Raw genomic sequence first — 21,713 nt, 5'->3', positions numbered from 1 at the left:
CTAACTTGATATAAATATTATACCAAGATTAGAGGGCGAAACGAGAATATATATAAGGAAAGGACTAATAAAAACCTCATTTACTTATGATACGGTTCTCCCCGATTAATCCGAAACGCCCGATAAATCTGCTCCACAAGTATTAGACGCATCATCTGATGTGGGAAGGTCATCTTCGAAAAAGAAAGCTTTTCGTTTGCCCGGCTTAGTACCTCATCACTCAATCCTAACGAACCGCCAATCACAAAGGCAATTTTGCTTTTCCCATACGTCGCCAGCTTATCTAAATCACTAGCCAGCTCTTCCGACGATTTCATTTTCCCGTTAATCGCCAATGCAATTACATATGTATCCTGACTGATTTTACTTAAGATCCGCTCGCCCTCTTTTTGTTTCACTTGCTCCATCTCTGCGGCGCTCAACACCTCAGGTGCTTTTTCATCCGCCACCTCAATCATGTCCAGCTTGGCATAGCCGGACATTCGCTTCACAAACTCATCGATTCCTTGTTTTAAATATTTTTCTTTCAATTTCCCAACCGTCACAATTGCGATATTCACAACTTACCCCCACTTTACAAACAGTTTACAAACAAGATATCCACAGAAGTTATCCACATACCCACATTTTCTATCCACATCTTGTATGGGATCATCCGTTCGCCACAACATATACAGCCTTGTTTCGACAATATTCACACCCTGTTGATATCTTTTCCGGGTCGGTAATCTTCTCTAATTTCGGTGCAGTAAAGTAGTCATCTACAATAACATCAAGGGCTAATTCAACATGCTCTTCACAACAATAGATCATCAAGCACTCATTCTCCTTTCTTGCATTTTTCGACAAGATTTTATCCAATCAAATCTCCTATTTATCCACAAAGAAAAATATTATTAACAATAATGTAACCTATCCACAATAACGAAATTCCTATATAAAGTATAAGAAAAGAAAAAGCAGAAAGCTACTCCTAGCTTCCTGCTGAAATTATCCTCATTATTTATAAGATTCGCTGCCAAGCTTCAGCGTTGTTTCTTGGATCTTTCCATCTCGATAAAACTTAATCTTCATTTGTTCGCCGATTTTTTTCTTATTATATAGGTGTTTACGGAGATCGATGACATCCTCAATTTTTTCTCCGTCCATTTCAACGATGACATCAAGTTCTTTTAATCCAGCTTGAGAAGCAGGTGAATTTGGAACTACTTGTCGAAGTGCTACACCATAATTTATATCCTCAGGAAGCTTCAATGCTTCTTCTTGATAATATTTTGCTACACCACTAACGGATTGTAATTCAACCCCCATATATGGACGTTTTACTTCTCCATGCTCTTCTAAATCCTCGATAATGGGAATCGCATAATTTATTGGAATCGCCAGTCCTATTCCTTCAACTGCAGATTGGGCAATCTTCATCGAATTGATTCCGATCAATTGACCCTCGATATTGACCAGTGCACCGCCACTGTTACCTGGATTAATTGCTGCATCCGTCTGCAATACTTCTGCCTGCCAGTCCTCGACGCCATCCTGATTAATATCAATTGGGATTGTCCGCTCTAATCCGGAAATAATCCCTTGTGTTACCGAACCAGAGAAGGTTGCACCAAGGGGATTTCCGATCGCAATCGCTGGTTCACCCACTTTAATATTGTCAGAGTTTCCAAATTGAGCTGCTGTTTTAATTTTTTTTGAATCAACCTCCAACACAGCTAAATCGGTCCAAACATCAGAGCCGCGCAGCTTTCCGCTAAGCTTAGTTCCATCTGATAGAGTTACTTCTAGTTCAGAGGCACCTTCTACAACATGGTGATTGGTGACAACATATGCTTTATCGCCATCAATTTTGTAGATTACTCCGGAGCCCGTTCCAGCTTCTTGACTTCCTTCTCCATTACCCCAGAAACCGGCTTCTTGAAGGTTAGATATGCCAACGACCGCATCACCTGCTTTATCAACAGCAGCCGTAATCTGTGAGGTAACATCTAATGATACATTTTGCGTCGTTCCTGTTGTTGTCTTTTGATTATTTCCTACTGCGTTTTGCACATTGTTCTCATCAACTGGCTTATAAGGAAGTACACCTAAATCTGTTAGTTGCGGTAGGGAAATGATGACAAGCATGGCACCTAATGCAGCTCCTACTAAGCTGGCTAAAAATAAGCCAATTTTATTTCCTTTTTGAGGCTTAAATCGGCTTTCAGAATCCTGATCATAATAACCCATAGTTATCCTTCCTTTCCTACAAGACAATTGCTAAGCTAGTCAGATTACTATTCGTCTTATTACTATTTTGATCACATAAATTTATAAAAACAAGCGAAATTTGACAATCGTACGATTTTGTTAATAAATTAGTCCAAACTTGGTAATATTTTGTGCGCCCTTAAAAAATATATCCCAGTCCTTTTTTAAGATTCCATATTAAACCGCTGTTAACGGAGTAGGAATTTTCGGGTCTGTATCGTACAAACTAAATTCCTCTCCCACAATAATGCCTCTCGACTGCAATGTTTGGGTCACTGACATTCGTGCGAGGTCCTTCATATTATTATCCAAGCTTAAATGAGCTAAATAAAAGCTTCTCGTTTTATCTCCCGCCACTTCACTCATGGCCAGAGCTGCATCTTCATTCGAAACATGCCCTACATCGCTCAAAATTCGCCGCTTAACATTCCACGGATATCGACCCATTCTAAGCATCTGTACATCATGATTACTCTCAAATATATAAGTATCCGCATTCGAAATAATCCCCTTTACGCGATCACTTACATACCCTGTATCTGTAATCAGGACTAACTTTCTCTGTTCTTGATGAAAAACATAAAACATTGGCTCTGCCGCATCATGAGAGACACCAAAGGATTCGATGTCAAGTGAGCCAAAGCTCTTTACTGTTTCCATCCCAAATACGCACTTTTGCTCAACGGGAATTTCACCTACTAAACCATCCATTGCCCGCCATGTTTTCTCGTTCGCAAATACAGGTAATTTATATTTTCTGGCCAGTACTCCGATTCCTTTAATATGGTCACTATGCTCATGCGTTACTAGTATTCCGGATAGATTATCAATTTTACGATCGATTTGCGAGAATAACCCTTCCATTTGCTTGCCGCTAAAGCCCGCATCAACCAAAAATGAATGCTCCTCCGTCTCCACATAGATCGCATTTCCTGTACTTCCGCTTGCAAGTACACTAAAATGCAAAGACATATTACTCACTCCACTAAGTTTTTTTCTTCTTCTTCATCCATTGTAACAATTTGGCCTTCAAAGGCGTTTACAAATAAATCTTCTTTATCATCTACAACAAAATGCCAGGTTGGCGTTAACACTTGAGATGCTGTTAATTGAACCAATGTGAAATATCCGAGCTCAACCTTGGTTATTTTTGTTTTTGGCTGCAAAACGCCATTGTCATAAAGAGTTTCGATTGCTTTCAGAGGAGGTAATACTTCAAGCTTTTCGGATTGTGTTTCAACCTCTTCTAGCATCGTTTGAGTATAAGAGAAAATTTCATTTTCATCGTTAATATGAAGAATCAGTTTACCATTTTTATTTTTATAAAAAGTTTTATTTTGATATTGCTGATAGTACGTTATGAGATGTCCTTTATCGCTTTTACCAAAATATTGATACTGTTCTCCAGCTACAATATTATTTTTTACAAAAGCGTTCAGCTCGGATATTTCATAATCATTACTCAGCTTAATTGGCTCTTCAAATTCAACTTGTAAAACGTTGCTATCAATAATGGAAAAATGAATTCCCTTTATTTTTTCAAGTTCCTCTTTGTTGAACTGCTTCGGTTTTGCACTCATGTAAGCTTCTTTGCCGACATTCTTGGGAAGCTCCACATATTTAATACGGTCAGCCGCTAGCTTCTCTTCAAATGAGGTTTCAGCGATAAACTCATATTTATTCGTATCAAGTATTTTGAAAAACTCGTATAGCAAGTAGATATCGAGTGCTAGGAAGGTTAAAATAAAGATTGTTTTTATCTTACTCCAATCCACGGTTTCCCCCTCCTAGATCCTTATCATTAATTTGCACCCATGCGTTTCCATAATTATAAAACCAGGATGGTTCAAGGTTCATTAATTGCGGCTCGTCTGGATCTTTAGACATTTTATAGCCTATTACCAAATCCAGTAGTAATTCTTGTTTAAAGCCTTTCTTTTTTTTCAAATACTCTAATACTTCATTACCGGAATTTAGCGCTACTTCATTTGTTTCGATCGTTAGTGGCACATCCGAAGAAAAAGAAGAACGACTATACTTATAAACTTCATTCTTTCCCCATACTTGAACGATTTCCGCTAATCCTTGTTCATTAAAAATCGGAGAACCATTACGGTCATAAAGCCTATAGGTAATTTTGTTATTTTCTTCATCAATAGAAGCGTACTTGTAAAGTCCAGTCCAGCCTCCATGGGCATTGATAAAATTAACGCTTTTTTTCAACAAATCTTTTGTATTGACTAGGCCGTCTATTTCTTCGGCAGGATTTACATAAAAAAGCATCAAGGAGTTATTATCTACCGTTAGCATACTTGAGCCGTTAGTATATTCCACACTGCCTGCGTCATCATTTCTTTGAACATAGCTTGGGTCATTAAAAAGAGCGTCCTTTACTTGTTCGGGATCTAACCGAGTCAAAAAATATTTATAATTTTTCATTACTGTTTTATTTTGAGGCAGAAAAATCGTCCGCTCTTCTGAAATTTCAAATGGGAAATACGGGCTCAACTGATTCGATACACTGTAAAACTCATTATAAAACTTTTTAATATCGGCCGCTTTAATATGGCTGGCATACACTTGATGGCTTCTTGAATTACCGTAATTCACAAAATAAATATGACCATCGTCCTTTGTTCGATTTTCGACATCAATGACGATCCTGTTAAACTTGAAATTCGGTACTTTTTTATCCTCTATTTGAATCACATTTTTATATAGATCCATTGGGACGGCGGCAGGAAAAATGATTTCTACGTTTCCTTTAGCATGAACGAACTCAGATAACCGCGCTACCTCACCGGAAATATTGTCGATCTCATAAAAATTCCAACCGCTCATTACCTCCAATATACGGTTAACGTCATTACTATTCGTTGTCCCAAAATGAGCGTCTTTGAAATGATAAATAACTTTATCCGGCTTAATGATATCGCCAATTTCCTTCTGCTGGCTCAATACAACCTCTTGGACTGTATTAGAGTGTTCCATCGTTGCATATTTTGGTTGATAAGTCCATAAATTCCAAGTTAAAACGATACTAGTGACAACAAGAAAGGTTAATATCACTGATTTAATATTTTCGTATGTCATGACCAATCATCCTCATAAGAATGGTCGTATGGAAGAGTAAAGAAAATGGTTGTTCCCTTTCCTTCGACACTAGATGCCCAAATATCCCCTCCGTGGGCTTGTACAACTTCCTTGGCAATTGCTAACCCTAAACCAGTCCCCCCAAGGTTTCTTGATCTTGCTTTATCAACCCGATAAAACCGGTCAAAGACTTTTTCAAGGTCAGCTTTAGGTATTCCAACGCCCTGATCCGATATGCTGACGATAATCTGATCTTCTTGTTCCTCTAAATTAAACGTCACATAACCACCTTCTGGTGAGTACTTGAGCGCATTAGAAATGATATTATCCAGTACTTGTGTCAACTTATCTTCATCCATTTCAATAAAAATATCATGATTTGGAAGCTTGCGGGTGAACCGGACATTTTGCTCTTTTGTTAACTCAAACCGATCGATAATTCGGTTAAAGTAAACAACAAAATCGATCCACTCTTTTTTCAATTGATAGTCCTTGCTATCCATCTTTGACAGCTGCAGAAGGTCATTGACAAGGCGAATCATTCGTTCTGTTTCATTTCGGGTTACATCCAAGAAGTTAGGAGCAATTTCCTCATCCTGCCAAGCTCCTTCGGCTAATGCTTCTAAATAGCTTCTCATTGTAGTCAACGGAGTTCGCAGTTCGTGAGAAACGTTGGCTACAAATTCACGACGTTCCATATCTACCTTTTCCTGCTCGGTTATATCATGGAGTACTGATATTAATCCATTTACAAAGCCTGTTTCCTTTTGAATGACCGAGAAATTTGCTCTTAATATATAATGGGTTTTTTCGGTACTGTAGTCTAAAATGACCGAATCCTGCTCTTCTAATAAGTCTTCAAAGCTATATTTATCTTCAATTCCCAACAGCGTCACGATTGGCTGTGAAAGAACTGTTTCACGTGAAACATTCAACATTTTAACAGCAGGCTCATTAATAAGAATGACACGCCCGCGCCGATCAGTGGCGATTACTCCATCCGTCATATTAGAAAGAACTGAGGAAAGTTTTCTTCGCTCTCCTTCAGTCGTCGCTTGAGCTTCCTGTAATTTTTTCGTTAAATTATTAAATGTAATTGCTAGCTGGCCGATTTCATCATATCCGTAAACCTTTACTTTCCTGGTGAAATTTCCTCTTGCCATTGCCAGAGCATGTTTTCTCATGTCAGAAATAGGTTTTGCCACTGTTTGTGCCAGTAAAATCCCCAGAATCGCCGTAATAGCTAATGCTATCGCTGTGCCAGAAATAAAGATATCATTAATCTCACGCATTTGCGTGAAAACATTCTCTACCTTTGCTACCAAATAAATAGCGCCTTTAACTTCTCTATTGGAAGTAATCGGAGAGGAGAGGACCCAATTCCTTTTTCCTGTTTGCGGGTCAATCAAAACGGAGCTTTGTTCTGTTTCTAACACAAGAGATCTTTTAACCATTAAATCATTGGTTCTTTGCCCAACGATATCCTGATTATTCAACTCAGAAGTACCGAGTATCTTCAAACTGCCCGCTTCAATTACCCTAACCTCAATAATATCGCCAGAAGAAAAATCTACTAAAATCTTTTGAATATCCTCTTCTAATTTTGGATCTTTCGTCCCGCGCTCTTTTGTCATTTCCTCTTCTACATTATATGCAAGCAAGTCAACGCGTTGTTTTAATGAGGTTTTAAAATTCGTTAATAACGTTTCTTCAAGCTGTCTAACAAAATAAACTCCGATTACTTGCATTGCTACTAAAATCAGCAATACATAAATCATCACAAATTTTAAATGTATGGACCGAAAAAAACCAACCTTTCTCATATTGGCACCCTAGTCTTGTTCTGGATTTCTCAAATAATACCCGACACCTCTTCTGGTTACAATCCAAACGGGATTACTCGGATTATCTTCGATTTTTTCACGGAGCCGTCTGACTGTAACATCAACTGTGCGGACATCACCAAAATAATCGTAACCCCAAACAGTTTGAAGTAAGTGTTCTCTCGTCATAACTTGTCCGATATGATTCGCCAAATAATGAAGAAGCTCAAATTCTCTCGTTGTTAATTCGATCATCTCTCCACGCTTTGAAACAACATAGGCGTCGGGATGAATAATTAAAGATCCAACATTAATCGAATTATTTTCCACTTCATCGATTTGTGAAACCGGCTGTGGATGACGCCTTAGGTTTGCCTTTACTCTAGCAATCAGTTCTCGAGTACTAAAAGGCTTTGTCACATAATCATCCGCACCAAATTCAAGCCCAAGCACTTTATCTATTTCAGAATCCTTTGCCGTTAACATGATGATTGGCATTTCATATTTTTTCCTTACCTCACGACATACTTCCATTCCATCCTTTAATGGAAGCATAATATCAAGGAGAATTAGGTCAGGAATAAGCTCATTTACCATCTCAATGGCAGCCATACCATCGTAAGCACAAAAGACCTCATAACCCTCTTTTTTTAAATTAAATTGAAGAATATCTGCAATTGGTTTTTCATCGTCGACGACTAGTATTTTTTTCTTATCCATCTTTTTTGCTCCTTTATCTGGGGTTTTACAATCCCCTTGCTTATATAAATGGTAAAAAACTAGAAATCCTATATTTATTTTTTCGCTTAGTATTTCAAAAAGGACTTAATTTCAAAAATTCTACTATTTTACTTTACCATGTAACATTTCCATGGAAAAGAGGAGGGAGGCTTTTAACTTATCCCAATACAGGTAATTAAAACAACTGCATTCCCAGAATAAAATAAAAAGCCCCTAGACTTACAAGAGTCTAGAGACTAGTGAATGAATTAACGCAAGTAGGAAATCGGATTTTGCAGGCTTCCATTTCTATAAACTTCAAAATGTAGGTGTACGCCTGTCGAATCCCCTGTAGATCCCATTACTCCAATACTTGAACCTTTTGCAACTGTTTGACCAGTGCGAACCCCGATTGATGCAAGGTGGCCATATACAGTCCGGATTCCATTTTGATGGTCAATGACCACTTTATTACCGTAACCGCCATCCCAACCTGCTGAAACAACGATTCCATTGTCAGCGGCCTTAATGGTGTAACTGCTTGGACGAGCAATATCAATTCCTTTATGCATTTTGCCGCCACGGTAACCCATTTGGCTGGAAACATAACCACCTACTGTTGGCCATGCTAGCGATCCGTCACCACGGGATGGAACAACCTTTGTTCCTTTGACAATTACTTCATTGATCGGTTGAATTGTAATATTTGAGCTAATTTCTTGCTTGCTGACAATATTGCCATTTTGTTCTGATATGGTGTATGACGCTTGTCTTTCACCGTTTTGGCCTTCCTGTCTTACCTTTTTGTCACCTTTAGATAAGTTAGCATCCTCAACTGTTTCAGTAGTATACGGAATCGTTTCCGTAACAAGCGACTCTTTATCGACTGCAACTTCGATTAATGGGACATGAACAGTAATATTAACTTCCTGACCAATTTGAAGAACAGACTCTTCAGTTAATCCAGGATTAATTTCAACCATTTGCTGTAAAGTTAACCCATGACCATTAGCGATTGAACCTAATACGTCTCCTTCTTGAACTTGATATTTCTTTTGTTCAAGTGTACCTGACTGTAGGAGTTTAATGGCATTATCAACCGTCAAAATTTGATCTGGTGTTACATTCGCCTTAGAAAAAGAAACATTCTTTGATAAGCGCACATCAAGGACACGCGTTTCATTTAATTGCAGCGGTGGTAAAGTAATAGAAGGGTCTTTCTTTCTAGCCTCAACTACGTTTAATTGATCTTCTGTAACGTATTGAAGTTTAAGTTTCTTGATAACCTCTTCTGCAGTTTTTTTGCTATCCACAAAGACAGCTTGTTTTCCATCAAGATCGATGGCTGTAGCTTCTGCTTGAACCGTTAGCTTCTCTTTAACCTTTTTTACAACCTCTTCATTATTAGTAGAGACACTGGAGCGAAAAACCTGTTCAGGTATGTAGGTTAATTGAGACCCGGTAGTAAGTTCCACTCCACCGAAGTTCGTTTTTGTTTCTTTTATCTTCTTGTTTACCACTGTTTCAATAGCCTTTTTACTAGAAACAGTTCCTATATATTCATCATTATAATACACATAATATACCGTGGTCGTTTCCGAACCAGTAGCACTTGCTAGGGCTAGGGGGGCAGTGTGAATACCAAAGGATAATGCAGTCACAGCTGCTGCTGTGTATACAACCTTCTTCACTTGCGGAAAGAAACTTGCTGTTGTTTTGCCCGTAAGGTTGGACAAGCTGATTTTCCATTTACTCATTATAATCCTCCTATAAAACGGTAACAAACAGTCTAGTAATATCGTATTTTGTCAAAAAAGATGGTATCTCTTACAATTTTCGACTTTTTTACTTTACCATAAAAATAGGTAAAAAGTTTAATAGACTTAATAATGTAACATAAATGTATAATTACTGTCATTTTATGTCGGAATATGGAATAGAAATGGAAGGGTTTTCAACAGTTGTATGTGGGAGGTTTTTGACGAAACGCTAGTATTACGCGTTTTACAGCGTTTGTAATAAGACGGGACTTTAACAATCATTTTCACTGTAGCAAAAGGGAGATTACATTAGTGTTACAAAAAAGAGCACACAGCGTGTACTCTTTTAATTTTTGATGGCTCAGGACGGAATCGAACCGCCGACACAAGGATTTTCAGTCCTTTGCTCTACCGACTGAGCTACTGAGCCATTCAATATGGCGGTCCGGACGGGACTCGAACCCGCGACCTCCTGCGTGACAGGCAGGCATTCTAACCAACTGAACTACCGGACCATATATATTAAATAGTTGACCAGCTTGAAACCGTCCTTGCCAGCTTTTCGCCAGCCAACTATGTGCCGATGACCCCTACGGGATTCGAACCCGTGTTACCGCCGTGAAAGGGCGGTGTCTTAACCGCTTGACCAAGGGGCCATATTAAAAATATAAATGGTGAGCCATGAAGGACTCGAACCTTCGACCCTCTGATTAAAAGTCAGATGCTCTACCGACTGAGCTAATGGCTCGTATTAATAACAACCCTATATTAGTCTTTCGTCGGATGTCCCCATCTCAGAAAGATTATTCAAGTTGCTGCTCGATGGGTACAACTCGTAGCAATCACAATGATGTGTTGCTCGTTGCTCTACCGACTGAGCTAATGGCTCGTACATTTCTTAACGACGTTTTTTATATTATCACAGTTAATTCGTTTTGCACAACACTTTTTTTAAAAAAATAAAAATAAACTTTATCATAATTGAGATTTCAGACTAAAGTTTTTACATTCGCTAAATAATACCTCATCAAATTTCGGAAAAACCTTCCTCTTCATGGAAAAACAACAGATTTTTTTGGGTTTTTCATTAAATCCGAATCAAATATTAAGGGAATTTTGCTTTTTTTAGTAAAAGCATCTTATTTTTTAAAGAAATCTTGGTTTTTTAAAAAATATTAGCTCACGGGAGAGCGCTTATGCTCATTTAAATGTGGATATGGGACACTTCGAAATTTTTATGGGACAACTTTTGAAATATATCGGACAAGTTCTGAAATTTATGGACCAACTTTCGAAATTTATCGGACAAGTCCAAAATTTTATGGGACAACTTTCAACTATATCGGACAAGCTCAAAATATATGAGACAATTTCCACATATATAGATCAAACTCTGAAATAATCCCCATCTCATCTCCCAGCGATGATTTTGCCCGCAGATCCCCCTCACTCGCGACCAGTAAACACATCAAACCCTTTTAATCACAGCGTTAGACACTCAACTTCCCGCATAAAAAAAACGACGCGCAGCCCGAAAACTGCACGCCATTTTCCCAAAACCCAACCCGAAGAATTATCTCCAAGGACTAAACACAACATTTGTTTGATTACGATCTGGACCAACAGAGAAGATTGATAATGGAATCCCTGTTAGCTGAGAAACACGTTCTAAGTAGTGACGTGCATTTGCTGGTAATTCATCAAGTGATTTACAACCAGTAATATCCTCAGTCCAACCAGGAAGCTCTTCATATACCGGCTTACATTCTGCTAAAATCTTTAAGTTAGCAGGATATTCCGTAATCATTTCACCGTTATAATCGTAAGCGACACAAATTTTCACCGTTTCAAGTCCAGTTAAAACGTCAATGGAATTTAATGATAAATCCGTAATACCACTTACGCGGCGAGCATGGCGTACAACCACACTATCGAACCAGCCTACGCGACGCGGTCTACCAGTTGTAGTACCGTATTCTCGGCCTACCTCACGAATTTGATGTCCAATCTCATTATCTAACTCGGTTGGGAATGGTCCATCACCAACACGAGTTGTATAAGCTTTACATACCCCAACAACGTGGTTAATTTTCGTAGGGCCTACACCAGAACCGATCGTCACTCCACCTGCAACAGGGTTTGAAGATGTTACAAATGGGTATGTACCTTGATCGATATCAAGCATTACACCTTGTGCACCTTCAAATAAAACGCGACGACCTTCATCTAATGCATCGTTTAACACAACGGAAGTATCGCAAACATATTGCTTAACTTGTTGGCCATATTCATAATATTCATCTAAAATATCTTCAATTTTGAAGCCTTCTGTTTCATAAATACGCTCAAACAAGCGATTTTTCTCTTCAAGATTACGTGTTAATTTTTCTTCAAATACTTCACGATCTAGCAAGTCAGCCATTCTAATTCCAATACGAGCTGCCTTGTCCATGTAAGCTGGACCGATTCCTTTTTTAGTTGTTCCAATTTTATTTGCACCTTTACGGTCTTCTTCCACTTCATCTAATTTAAGGTGATAAGGAAGAATAACATGAGCGCGATTGCTAATGCGAAGATTTTCAGTTGAAACTCCTCTTTCATGAAGGTAAGCAAGCTCAGCCACAAGTGCTTTGGGATCTACTACCATTCCGTTACCGATCACACTTATTTTTTCCTTATAGAAAATCCCAGATGGAATTAAATGCAATTTATAGGTTACACCATTGAACCGAATCGTGTGTCCGGCATTATTCCCACCTTGATAACGGGCAATAACTTCCGCATTTTCTGATAAGAAATCTGTAATTTTTCCTTTACCCTCATCGCCCCACTGCGAACCGACAACTACAACAGATGACATTAATAGAACCTCCCAGGTTACATATATAATTTACTTTCCGATTCAAACATCCTAATTTTATCAATTAACTGCGTAAAAAGTCAATAAAACACGAACATTTTAACAAAACTTTTATTTTACGTTCGGAAAACTAATGATTGAGAGTAAGAGTTCATAATTGAGCTATAATAATATTTTTTTAAAATATTAAAATTAAGATGTATATTTCCCATCAAAAAAGGTCAACCTATTAATAGGCTGACCTTGAAATTTTGAAAAAAATATTGATTATGCACCAGGTGGCATAGAAGATTCACCATAGCGAGTCTCTAAGTTTACAAACTTATTATACTCTTTAACAAATGCTAACTGGACCGTTCCAACCGGACCATTACGTTGTTTTGCAATAATAATTTCAATAATATTTTTATTTTCGGTTTCCTTGTCATAATAATCGTCACGATATAGGAAGGCAACAATATCAGCATCCTGCTCAATACTTCCTGATTCACGAATATCAGACATCATCGGCCGCTTATCTTGACGCTGCTCAACACCACGAGACAACTGCGATAAGGCAATAACCGGTACTTGTAATTCACGGGCAAGGGCTTTTAATGAACGGGAAATTTCCGATACTTCTTGCTGACGATTTTCGCCAGGACGGCCATTCCCTTGGATTAACTGCAAATAGTCTATTAAAATCATGCCTAGACCATGTTCTTGCTTTAAACGGCGACATTTCGACCGGATATCACCGATTCGAACACCTGGAGTATCATCAATAAAAATACCAGCGTTTGAGAGACTTCCCATCGCCATCGTCAGCTTTCCCCAGTCCTCATCAGTAAGAGAACCCGTTCGCAAATTCTGGGCATTGATATTTCCTTCGGCACAGAGCATACGCATGACTAGCTGTTCTGCACCCATCTCAAGGCTGAAAATGGCTACATTTTCTCCTGTTTTCGTGGCAACATTTTGAGCAATGTTTAATGCAAAGGCTGTTTTACCAACAGAAGGACGGGCTGCAACAATAATTAAATCGTTGCGCTGGAAACCGGCCGTCATCCGGTCAAGCTCGGCAAATCCCGTTGCGATCCCGGTAATATCACCTTTACGATTATTTAATAGTTCAATATTGTCATAGGTTCTAACCAATACGTCTTTAATATTATGAAACGCACCCGCATTTTTGCGCTGAGCAACTGCTAAAATATTTTTCTCTGCTTCACTTAAAAGAGTATTTACTTCATCCTCACGATTATATCCATCTTGGGCAATATCGGTTGCGGTACGAATCAATCTACGCAACAATGATTTCTCTTCTACGATTTTCGCATAGTATTCAATATTTGCAGCCGTTGGAACAGAGGCAGCAAGCTCACTTAAATAACTAACACCGCCGGTATCCTCAAGTAATTTTGCTGCCGCTAAATCTTCGGTAACAGTAATTAAATCTACTGCTTTCCCCTGATCGTTAAGCTTAAGCATGACAGTAAATATTTTTTGATGAGAAGCTCGGTAAAAGTCCTCAGGGATGAGAATCTCAGAAGCAAGTGTTAAGGCCGAGGGCTCAAGAAATATTGCCCCTAATACCGCCTGTTCGGCTTCAATATTTTGGGGAGGAAGACGATCTACAAAAACATCATTCATCTATTATGACCTCCTTTTTGAGAGGGATGATTCCAATTAATTGTTTTAATATGAAAAAAGTGATCAGTTCATACCGATCACCTTAATAGTTCAACTCTTTTATTTTAACAGATTTAATTCGGAAGTGAACTGCCAAATTTAGTTTACTTCTTTAACATGTACATTTAAAGTTGCTGTAACCTCTGTATGAAGCTTTACAGGTACCTTTGTGAACCCTAAACTACGAATAGCGTCTTCCAATTCAATTTTACGCTTATCAATTTTTATCTTATGTTTTTTCAACAATTCCTCAGCTATTTGTTTACTTGTAATCGACCCAAAAAGTCGTCCGCCTTCACCGGATTTAGCTGAAAGTTCAACTGTAATTTTTTCAAGTTGACCCTTTAATTCATTCGCTTGTTCCAGTTCTTTTTCAGCAAGCTTCGCTTCTTTTTTCTTTTGAGCATCTAACGTACTTACATTTGCTTGAGAAGCCTCTATCGCTAATCCCTGTTTTAAAAGGAAGTTTTGCGCATATCCATCCGCAACATTCTTAACTTCACCTTTTTTTCCTTTACCCTTAACATCCTTTAAAAATATTACTTTCATTCTTTTTTACCCCCTTCTAAATACTCATCGATCGTTTGTTGAAGAAGTAATTCAACCTCATCAACAGTTAAATCTGATATTTGTGTGGCGGCATTCGTCAAATGTCCGCCCCCATTTAAATGTTCCATTATTACTTGAACATTGATATCTCCTAGAGATCGTGCACTTATACCGACAATATTCTCTCCGCGTTTTGAGAGGACAAAGGAGGCAATTACGCCGTTCATTGTAAGTAAGGTATCTGCAGCTTGGGCAATAACAATTTGGTCATAAATGCTATCTTCATTCCCTTTAGCAATAGCAATCCCCTCATGGTAAAAGTAAACTGATTCTATTAATTTGGAACGTTTTATATAAGCGTGGATATCCTCTTTTAGAAATTTTTGAACCAAAATCGTATCCGCACCTTGGGCACGTAAATAAGAGGCAGCCTCAAACGTTCTCGATCCAGTCCTTAAAGTAAAGCTTTTCGTATCGACAATAATTCCCGCTAACAGTGCAGTAGCTTCAAGCATGTCAATTTTACCACGTTTTGGCTGATACTCAAGTAGTTCTGTTACTAATTCAGCCGTTGATGACGCATATGGTTCCATATAAACGAGCAAAGGATTTTCTATAAAATCTTCACCACGGCGATGATGATCAATCACCACAACATTATCGATTTTCATTAACAGTTTTTCTTCAATGACTAACGAAGGTTTATGTGTATCAACTATTACCAGCAAGGTGCGGTCTGTGGCAATCTCTAAAGCTAATTCTGGACTAATTAACCTCGAATAGAGCGCTTCTTTTTGCTTAATCTCCTGCATTAATCTGCCAACGCTAGCATCCATTTGGTTATTATCGAATACAATAAATCCTTCTCGCTCATTCATTTGAGCAACCTTTAAAATCCCAATTGAGGCACCAATTGCATCCATATCAGGATTTTTATGTCCCATAATGATCACTTTATCACTAGCAGAAACTAATTCTTTTAATGCGTGAGAAATGACGCGGGCCCGAACCCTAGTCCGTTTTTCAACGGGGTTTGTTTTACCTCCGAAAAACTTAACCTTACCATTGGGCTTTTTAATCGCTACCTGGTCTCCGCCACGTCCCAAGGCTAGGTCTAAGCTTGATTGTGCCAAAGTTCCAAGTTCCGGTAAAGATGAGACACCAGTTCCTACACCAATACTAAGCGTAAGAGGGACGTTTTGCTTAGAAGTACTTTCCCTTACTTCATCAAGAACAGTAAACTTACCTTTTTCTAAAAACTGCAAAATATGTTCATTAAAAACGGCAATAAATCGTTCGGATGAAATTCGTTTGAGAAACACACCATTTTCTCTTGCCCAGTTATTTAAAAGGGACGTAACTAAATTATTGATATTGCTTCGACTTTGGTCATCCATTCCTTGTGTTAATTCATCATAATTATCTAAAAAGATAATTCCAATTACCGTTCGCTCGTCTCGATACATTTTTTCTATCTCCGTCTGTTCGGTGACATCAAAAAAGTATAAAAGACGCTCTTCCCGTTTATGAATTACTCGAAGTTTCCGATCATACAAGGTAATAATTTCAGTATCTACTTCTTGTTTTATTAATGGAATGAGGATATCAGCAACATCGTATAACGATCTGCCAACAAGGCGGTCTTCCTGAAAAAAGGAGGACAAAAATGGGTTTGTCCATTCAATTTGGTATTCATCATTGATAAGCATAATTCCGATAGGCATCTCCATTAACGCTTCCTCACCGACTTTTTTTACTCGGTAAGAAAGGGTGGAAATGTATTCTTCAGCTTCTTTCCGCTGCTCTCTGGAAAATGAAAATATAAAGTAATATGGAATGGCCGCAAGTATTAATCCAATTAAACCAAGCAGCCAGTTATAATAAGCTAACAGCCCCAAAAGGACGATCGTTAAGCCTATTAGCCCTAATAACGAATACCGCATGGAGTTTTTATCCAAAAAAGAAGGCATATTTTCAGCTCCCAGAACTGTAGTGATTACAGCGTTTAAAAAATTAACCATTTATAAAATATATTCTATGCTACTGTTTCTTTACCAAACGTTTTCTTAAATCAAATCCTAAATCAATTATACCTAATATCCTTACAATATAAAGAAGAAACGGGAGTATCAATGAAAAAGCTAATGCAAATACGGGGACTGCTTTTGCATATCCTTTTTGATAGCAATAGTAAAAAATAAACGAAGCTCCCTGAATAAGCATACATACCTGTAAAATAAACAGAAGGTTTGCTAAAGCCAAATATAAATAAGTTCCTTGCTCAGGATTTATAATCAGGCTTCCCGCCATACTTAATAAATAATACCATAGTAGACTTTTTGGCAGAGTTAATTCCCTGAAGGGCTTCCAATCTGATAAAGATACTCCAAATCGTCTGAGAATAGGTACCGAAACGAGCATAATCAAAAACACAATCATAAATGAAGCTAAAACGATCATACTTGGCATCAGCGTTTCGATCATATCAATACCTTTTTGCATTTGCTCGATCACTTTCTGCTCAGGACTTTGCCCCATTTTCTCCATTATATCCAAGCTTGATTTAAAGGATTGTTTAAAAGTGATGATAAATTCTTTAAGAAAATTCATCTCAAAGAAAACAACCGATATAATATATTGCACGATTGTATTCAATAAGAATACGAATGATCCTGCTAATAAAACCATCCATCTTCCTTTTTCTCTAAAGATTAAGTATCCCATTACTACTCCAGTCATCCCATAAGCCAAAGTAATTGGAATGGCAAGCATAGACCCTAATATAAGGGAAATTAGTGTAGCGGCAATTAAGAATACAATTGAGCTTTTTAGGTTGTTTTTAGCTGAAAACAAAATAAATGGAAGTGGTAAGAAAAAATTCACGATTGCTCCTAACACTGGTATGTAAAGGGTCATTAACAATAATACCGAATATATCGCTAAAAACATTGCCCCTTTGGTTAACTGATTAACATTTTTCATTCGAACCTCCCAAAAAAGTAAAACAAATAAAAAGACTTCATAGGGTCTATTTTATCTAGTATAGATTGTCAATTCAACTGATAGACAGAAGAGGTTCAACTATACTTTCATCTTATTCTACGATAAAAAGAAAAAAGACAGTGAGGAACCCCACTGTCTCTTCTAATTATTATTCACCTGCAACATATGGTAACAAAGCCATTTGACGTGCACGTTTGATTGCAACAGTCAATTTACGTTGGTATTTTGCGCTTGTGCCAGTTACACGACGAGGTAAAATTTTACCGCGCTCAGAGATGAATTTTTTTAATAAATCCACATCCTTGTAATCGATGCGTGTAATTCCGTTTGCTGTAAAGTAACACACTTTACGACGTTTTGCACGTCCGCCTTTACGTCCTCCTGCCATTTCATGTAACCTCCTTTTCAACGATATTTTATTAAACGTTGGCTTGTGGTGTTAGAACGGTAGATCATCGTCGGAGATGTCAATTTGTCCCTCTCCAGCGAATGGATCATCATTTACACGTGTAAAGCCCTTATTGTTGTTATTTGGTCGTTGATTCTGATTATTATCTCCGAACGGGAATCCTTGCTCCCGAGGTTCGCTATAAAAACCGCTACCGCCTTTGTCACCAGAAGCACTGCTTCTTGGTTCAAGGAATTGAACACTATCCGCTACTACTTCTGTTACATAAACGCGCTTGCCATCTTGTCCTTCATAACTACGTGTTTGGATACGACCATCAACGCCGGCAAGGCTACCTTTTTTCAAGAAATTGGCTACATTCTCTGCAGGGCGTCGCCAAATAACGCAATTAATAAAATCTGCTTCCCGTTCACCTTGTTGATTCGAAAAAGTTCGATTCACAGCCAGGGTAAAAGTTGCCACCGGTACGCCGTTCGGTGTATAACGCAGATCAGGATCCTTTGTTAAACGTCCGACAAGCACTACACGATTCATCATCAGAACCAACTCCTTTCTTCCGTACAATATGTTTCACGTGAAACATTACCTTGATGGAAGAATATATCAAGTTATCAATTATTTTTCTTCTTGTTTAATCACGATGTGGCGAATGATGTCTTCGCTGATTTTCGCTAAACGGGAGAATTCTTCTACCGCAGCTGGTGCAGCTACAACATTCATTAACTGGTAGTATCCGTCACGGAAATCGTTGATTTCATAAGCAAGACGACGCTTACCCCAATCTTTTGTTTCAACAGAGTCTGCACCGTTATCAGTTAGGATCGTATTGAAACGTTCAACTAAAGCTTTTTTCGCCTCATCTTCAATGTTTGGACGGATGATGTACATAACTTCGTACTTTTTCATCACATTTCACCTCCTTTTGGTCTACACGGCCCAATTTGGGCAAGGAGCAACTATTCATTACTCACAAGGTAAAAGTATACCATATCTTTTCAACACTTGCAAATGTCTAGACAACGGAAAAGAAGACAATCCAAACGAATTGCCTTCTTACGTGTAAATAAGTCGCGGCTCCCGCAGGCGTCTTCACGCCTTAAACGTAGAGAAATAGAGTGTTGAACTAGTCTATACGTTAAATCGGAAGTGGATGACGTCGCCGTCTTTTACTTCGTATTCTTTTCCTTCTAAACGAACTTTTCCTGCTTCTTTTGCCGCTGTCATATTTCCAGCAGCTAGTAAATCCTCATATGCGACCGTTTCAGCTCGGATGAAACCTCTCTCAAAATCAGAATGAATGACACCAGCACATTGTGGAGCTTTCATTCCTTTACGGAAAGTCCAAGCGCGAACCTCTTGGACGCCTGCAGTGAAATAAGTAGCTAGGCCTAATAAGCTGTATGCTGCGCGAATTAACTGGTCCAGACCAGACTCTTCAATGCCTAGCTCTTGAAGGAACATCGTTTTCTCTTCACCTTCAAGCTCAGCAATTTCCGATTCGATTTTTGCACAGATCACGATAACCTGAGCATTATCCTTTTCAGCAAATTCTCTTACCTTTTGGACGTATTCATTGTCAGATGGATCGACAATATCATCCTCTGATACATTGGCAACATAAAGCATCGGTTTAATGGTTAACAAATGTAACCCTTTGACAAGCTTTAATTGTTCTTCAGTAAATTCAACAGTACGTGCAGGTTTTTCAGCTTCAAATGCATCTCTAAGCATTGCTAGAACTTCGTATTCAGCTGTTGCATCCTTGTCTTTTTGCTTAGCCAATTTTTCTACACGGCCAATCCGTTTTTCAACAGACTCCATATCAGCTAAAATAAGCTCTAAATTAATGGTTTCGATATCATCAATTGGGTCAACTTTTCCCGCAACATGAGTGATGTTATCATCAGCAAAACAACGAACAACTTGGCAGATTGCATCAACTTCACGAATATGAGACAGGAATTTGTTCCCTAATCCTTCGCCTTTACTAGCACCTTTTACAATTCCTGCGATATCAGTAAATTCAAAAGCAGTTGGAACAGTTTTCTTTGGCTGAACTAATTCCGTTAATTTTGTTAAACGATGATCTGGTACCTCTACGATTCCTACATTGGGGTCAATTGTACAAAACGGATAGTTGGCAGATTCGGCACCTGCTTGGGTAATCGCATTAAATAATGTGGATTTACCTACATTTGGTAATCCGACAATACCTGCTGTTAAAGCCATCCATTGTCACTCCTCTACTTCATCTATTTAAAATATTATTAAAATGTATATACGAACAAAACCTGATAGCCTTTCACAATTATAGATACAAGCTATAAAAATTACAAGCTTGTTAGCATACTGAACCTTTTTGATTCGTTAAAAAAAGCATGAGAGCTATTCCTCATGCTTGACTAATAATTTTTTCATTTTACGGGAAAAGTCGCGACGGGGAATTAGAACGCTATGTCCACAGCCTTCACATTTGATTCTAATATCCATACCCATTCGAATGATTTTCCAACGATTTGTGCCACAAGGGTGAGGTTTTTTCATTTCAACAACATCATTTAAGTTATAAATCTTTTCTTCCATCGTTTAAACCTCCTTTTTTCCCGCAAAAACGTTTTGATTTCCAGATTCTTCGGACCTTGAGTACATGACAAGACGTGGAAAAGGAATCTCGATCCCATGCATGTCCAGCCAATGCTTCACATCTTTCCGGATCATTCGAGACACAAATAAATGCTTCATCGGTTTCGTTTCTGCCACAATCCTTAAAATGACTTCGGAAGGGCCAAAATGTTGGACTCCTAAAAGCTGTGGCATAGCAACAATATCCTCATACTCTTCAGGTAATTTTTCCAATAACTCCGTCAGTACCAATTCAGCTCTGCTAATATCCTCTTCATATGCTATCCCTACATCAATAATTGCCATACTATTGTGAATCGAGAAATTTGTGACCTCCGCGATGCTGCCATTCGGTATGATATTCCGTTCACCTGAAAAACTCTTAATCTTCGTTGTTCTTAAACCAATTTCCTCAACATGGCCTTCAAACTGGCCGATTCTTACATAATCCCCAACAGAGAATTGGTCCTCAAAAATAATAAAAAAGCCTGTAATGATATCTCTTACTAAATTCTGAGCGCCAAACCCGACCGCTAACCCAACAATCCCAGCCCCCGCAAGGATTGGCTTCACATCAATCTCTAACGTGGACAACACCATCATAAACGCAATAAAATAAATAACATAAGACAAAATATTTTGAAGCAGCTTCATAAGAGTTGCTTCTCGACGTTCAGATGTCCTAATCGGAGCATGGGACCTTACTTTAAAAATATTATAGATAGCGAGCTTTCCAATTTTTTTTAACAAACTGGCCATGATAAAAATGGCAACAATCTTTAAACAAACTGTTCCAATATTAATCCAAGTATCTTGGTCCAGCAGTTTTTCCGTTAATTTTAACAATGCCTTTTCTGATAAATTCAATGATTAACACCTTCTTAAAGAAACAATTTCTCCTATTATCTTAACAGAAATGTTATTTTTCCTAAAATAAATATGTTTTATTG

20 protein-coding genes and 4 tRNA genes are annotated in these 21,713 nt (G+C 38.2%); all 24 read right to left on the bottom strand.

Going from position 1 to position 21,713, the window contains the following annotated elements; all coding sequences use genetic code 11:
* Nucleotides 1–80: 80 nt before the first annotated feature.
* Nucleotides 81–560, bottom strand: coding sequence for a 23S rRNA (pseudouridine(1915)-N(3))-methyltransferase RlmH (gene rlmH, locus ACI48O_RS08775; RefSeq protein ID WP_435561386.1), 480 nt, complete (start codon nt 558–560; stop codon nt 81–83).
* Nucleotides 561–651: 91 nt separating this feature from the next.
* Nucleotides 652–813, bottom strand: coding sequence for a CxxH/CxxC protein (locus ACI48O_RS08770; protein ID WP_435561622.1), 162 nt, complete (start codon nt 811–813; stop codon nt 652–654).
* A 186-nt stretch (nt 814–999) separates the two neighbouring features.
* Nucleotides 1,000–2,232 (bottom strand): S1C family serine protease, encoded by a 1,233-nt coding sequence (locus tag ACI48O_RS08765; RefSeq protein WP_435561385.1) that lies wholly within the window; start codon nt 2,230–2,232, stop codon nt 1,000–1,002.
* Nucleotides 2,233–2,430: 198 nt separating this feature from the next.
* Complete coding sequence (locus ACI48O_RS08760) at nt 2,431–3,225, bottom strand: MBL fold metallo-hydrolase (protein WP_435561384.1); 795 nt, start codon at nt 3,223–3,225, stop codon at nt 2,431–2,433.
* A 5-nt stretch (nt 3,226–3,230) separates the two neighbouring features.
* Entirely contained in the window at nt 3,231–4,028 is a 798-nt protein-coding gene (locus tag ACI48O_RS08755; RefSeq protein ID WP_435561383.1) for a two-component system regulatory protein YycI, read from the bottom strand.
* Nucleotides 4,015–5,346: a YycH family regulatory protein gene (locus ACI48O_RS08750; protein WP_435561382.1), complete on the bottom strand. Its 1,332-nt coding sequence runs from the start codon at nt 5,344–5,346 to the stop codon at nt 4,015–4,017. The genes ACI48O_RS08755 and ACI48O_RS08750 overlap by 14 nt, the downstream gene beginning before the upstream one ends.
* Nucleotides 5,343–7,169, bottom strand: coding sequence for a cell wall metabolism sensor histidine kinase WalK (walK, locus tag ACI48O_RS08745; protein WP_435561381.1), 1,827 nt, complete (start codon nt 7,167–7,169; stop codon nt 5,343–5,345). Before walK ends, ACI48O_RS08750 begins: the two co-directional genes overlap by 4 nt.
* A 9-nt stretch (nt 7,170–7,178) precedes the next feature.
* On the bottom strand, nt 7,179–7,889 hold the full coding sequence (yycF, locus tag ACI48O_RS08740; protein WP_435561379.1) for a response regulator YycF: 711 nt from the start codon (nt 7,887–7,889) through the stop codon (nt 7,179–7,181).
* Nucleotides 7,890–8,158: 269 nt separating this feature from the next.
* Entirely contained in the window at nt 8,159–9,646 is a 1,488-nt protein-coding gene (locus ACI48O_RS08735; protein WP_435561377.1) for a peptidoglycan DD-metalloendopeptidase family protein, read from the bottom strand.
* A 360-nt stretch (nt 9,647–10,006) separates the two neighbouring features.
* Nucleotides 10,007–10,079, bottom strand: a tRNA-Phe gene (locus tag ACI48O_RS08730).
* A gap of 8 nt (nt 10,080–10,087) precedes the next feature.
* A tRNA-Asp gene (locus ACI48O_RS08725) sits at nt 10,088–10,164 on the bottom strand.
* Nucleotides 10,165–10,233: 69 nt separating this feature from the next.
* Nucleotides 10,234–10,305, bottom strand: a tRNA-Glu gene (locus ACI48O_RS08720).
* A 16-nt stretch (nt 10,306–10,321) separates the two neighbouring features.
* Nucleotides 10,322–10,397: transfer RNA gene (locus ACI48O_RS08715), tRNA-Lys, on the bottom strand.
* An 825-nt stretch (nt 10,398–11,222) separates the two neighbouring features.
* Nucleotides 11,223–12,509, bottom strand: coding sequence for an adenylosuccinate synthase (locus ACI48O_RS08710; RefSeq protein ID WP_435561376.1), 1,287 nt, complete (start codon nt 12,507–12,509; stop codon nt 11,223–11,225).
* 267 nt (nt 12,510–12,776) lie between these two features.
* Nucleotides 12,777–14,141, bottom strand: a complete 1,365-nt coding sequence (gene dnaB / locus ACI48O_RS08705) for a replicative DNA helicase (protein ID WP_435561374.1) — start codon at nt 14,139–14,141, stop codon at nt 12,777–12,779.
* A 138-nt stretch (nt 14,142–14,279) separates the two neighbouring features.
* Nucleotides 14,280–14,729, bottom strand: a complete 450-nt coding sequence (rplI, locus tag ACI48O_RS08700; RefSeq protein ID WP_435561372.1) for a 50S ribosomal protein L9 — start codon at nt 14,727–14,729, stop codon at nt 14,280–14,282.
* On the bottom strand, nt 14,726–16,699 hold the full coding sequence (locus ACI48O_RS08695) for a DHH family phosphoesterase (protein ID WP_435561371.1): 1,974 nt from the start codon (nt 16,697–16,699) through the stop codon (nt 14,726–14,728). Before ACI48O_RS08695 ends, rplI begins: the two co-directional genes overlap by 4 nt.
* A gap of 70 nt (nt 16,700–16,769) precedes the next feature.
* A complete protein-coding gene (locus ACI48O_RS08690) occupies nt 16,770–17,711 on the bottom strand; it encodes a YybS family protein (RefSeq protein ID WP_435561370.1) in 942 nt (313 codons plus the stop codon).
* 169 nt (nt 17,712–17,880) lie between these two features.
* The gene (rpsR, locus tag ACI48O_RS08685; RefSeq protein ID WP_435561369.1) at nt 17,881–18,120 is read right to left on the bottom strand and encodes a 30S ribosomal protein S18; all 240 of its coding nucleotides are present in this window, start codon (nt 18,118–18,120) and stop codon (nt 17,881–17,883) included.
* 51 nt (nt 18,121–18,171) lie between these two features.
* Entirely contained in the window at nt 18,172–18,678 is a 507-nt protein-coding gene (ssb, locus tag ACI48O_RS08680) for a single-stranded DNA-binding protein (RefSeq protein WP_435561368.1), read from the bottom strand.
* Nucleotides 18,679–18,756: 78 nt separating this feature from the next.
* Nucleotides 18,757–19,047, bottom strand: coding sequence for a 30S ribosomal protein S6 (gene rpsF, locus ACI48O_RS08675; protein WP_435561367.1), 291 nt, complete (start codon nt 19,045–19,047; stop codon nt 18,757–18,759).
* Nucleotides 19,048–19,269: 222 nt separating this feature from the next.
* Entirely contained in the window at nt 19,270–20,370 is a 1,101-nt protein-coding gene (gene ychF / locus ACI48O_RS08670; RefSeq protein ID WP_435561366.1) for a redox-regulated ATPase YchF, read from the bottom strand.
* A 156-nt stretch (nt 20,371–20,526) separates the two neighbouring features.
* A complete protein-coding gene (locus ACI48O_RS08665) occupies nt 20,527–20,724 on the bottom strand; it encodes a DUF951 domain-containing protein (RefSeq protein WP_435561365.1) in 198 nt (65 codons plus the stop codon).
* A 3-nt stretch (nt 20,725–20,727) separates the two neighbouring features.
* Complete coding sequence (locus tag ACI48O_RS08660; RefSeq protein WP_435561364.1) at nt 20,728–21,630, bottom strand: mechanosensitive ion channel family protein; 903 nt, start codon at nt 21,628–21,630, stop codon at nt 20,728–20,730.
* Nucleotides 21,631–21,713: the final 83 nt, after the last annotated feature.

Origin of the sequence: Neobacillus terrisolis (assembly GCF_051233475.1) — a bacterium.
Taxonomy (GTDB): domain Bacteria; phylum Bacillota; class Bacilli; order Bacillales; family Cytobacillaceae; genus Bacillus_BU.
The sequence above is the reverse complement of the archived record's forward strand: the minus strand, read 5'-3'. Positions and strand labels throughout refer to the sequence as shown.

Excerpts from the sequence above, each read along its gene's own strand:
- ACI48O_RS08770 (WP_435561622.1), bottom strand. The coding sequence starts at position 813 with ATGATCTATTGTTGTGAAGAGCATGTTGAATTAGCCCTTGATGTTATT.
- ACI48O_RS08765 (WP_435561385.1), bottom strand. The coding sequence starts at position 2,232 with ATGGGTTATTATGATCAGGATTCTGAAAGCCGATTTAAGCCTCAAAAA.
- ACI48O_RS08760 (WP_435561384.1), bottom strand. The coding sequence starts at position 3,225 with ATGTCTTTGCATTTTAGTGTACTTGCAAGCGGAAGTACAGGAAATGCG.
- ACI48O_RS08750 (WP_435561382.1), bottom strand. The coding sequence starts at position 5,346 with ATGACATACGAAAATATTAAATCAGTGATATTAACCTTTCTTGTTGTC.
- walK (WP_435561381.1), bottom strand. The coding sequence starts at position 7,169 with ATGAGAAAGGTTGGTTTTTTTCGGTCCATACATTTAAAATTTGTGATG.
- yycF (WP_435561379.1), bottom strand. The coding sequence starts at position 7,889 with ATGGATAAGAAAAAAATACTAGTCGTCGACGATGAAAAACCAATTGCA.
- ACI48O_RS08735 (WP_435561377.1), bottom strand. The coding sequence starts at position 9,646 with ATGAGTAAATGGAAAATCAGCTTGTCCAACCTTACGGGCAAAACAACA.
- ACI48O_RS08710 (WP_435561376.1), bottom strand. The coding sequence starts at position 12,509 with ATGTCATCTGTTGTAGTTGTCGGTTCGCAGTGGGGCGATGAGGGTAAA.
- dnaB (WP_435561374.1), bottom strand. The coding sequence starts at position 14,141 with ATGAATGATGTTTTTGTAGATCGTCTTCCTCCCCAAAATATTGAAGCC.
- rplI (WP_435561372.1), bottom strand. The coding sequence starts at position 14,729 with ATGAAAGTAATATTTTTAAAGGATGTTAAGGGTAAAGGAAAAAAAGGT.
- ACI48O_RS08695 (WP_435561371.1), bottom strand. The coding sequence starts at position 16,699 with ATGCCTTCTTTTTTGGATAAAAACTCCATGCGGTATTCGTTATTAGGG.
- ACI48O_RS08690 (WP_435561370.1), bottom strand. The coding sequence starts at position 17,711 with ATGAAAAATGTTAATCAGTTAACCAAAGGGGCAATGTTTTTAGCGATA.
- rpsR (WP_435561369.1), bottom strand. The coding sequence starts at position 18,120 with ATGGCAGGAGGACGTAAAGGCGGACGTGCAAAACGTCGTAAAGTGTGT.
- ssb (WP_435561368.1), bottom strand. The coding sequence starts at position 18,678 with ATGATGAATCGTGTAGTGCTTGTCGGACGTTTAACAAAGGATCCTGAT.
- rpsF (WP_435561367.1), bottom strand. The coding sequence starts at position 19,047 with ATGAAAAAGTACGAAGTTATGTACATCATCCGTCCAAACATTGAAGAT.
- ychF (WP_435561366.1), bottom strand. The coding sequence starts at position 20,370 with ATGGCTTTAACAGCAGGTATTGTCGGATTACCAAATGTAGGTAAATCC.
- ACI48O_RS08665 (WP_435561365.1), bottom strand. The coding sequence starts at position 20,724 with ATGGAAGAAAAGATTTATAACTTAAATGATGTTGTTGAAATGAAAAAA.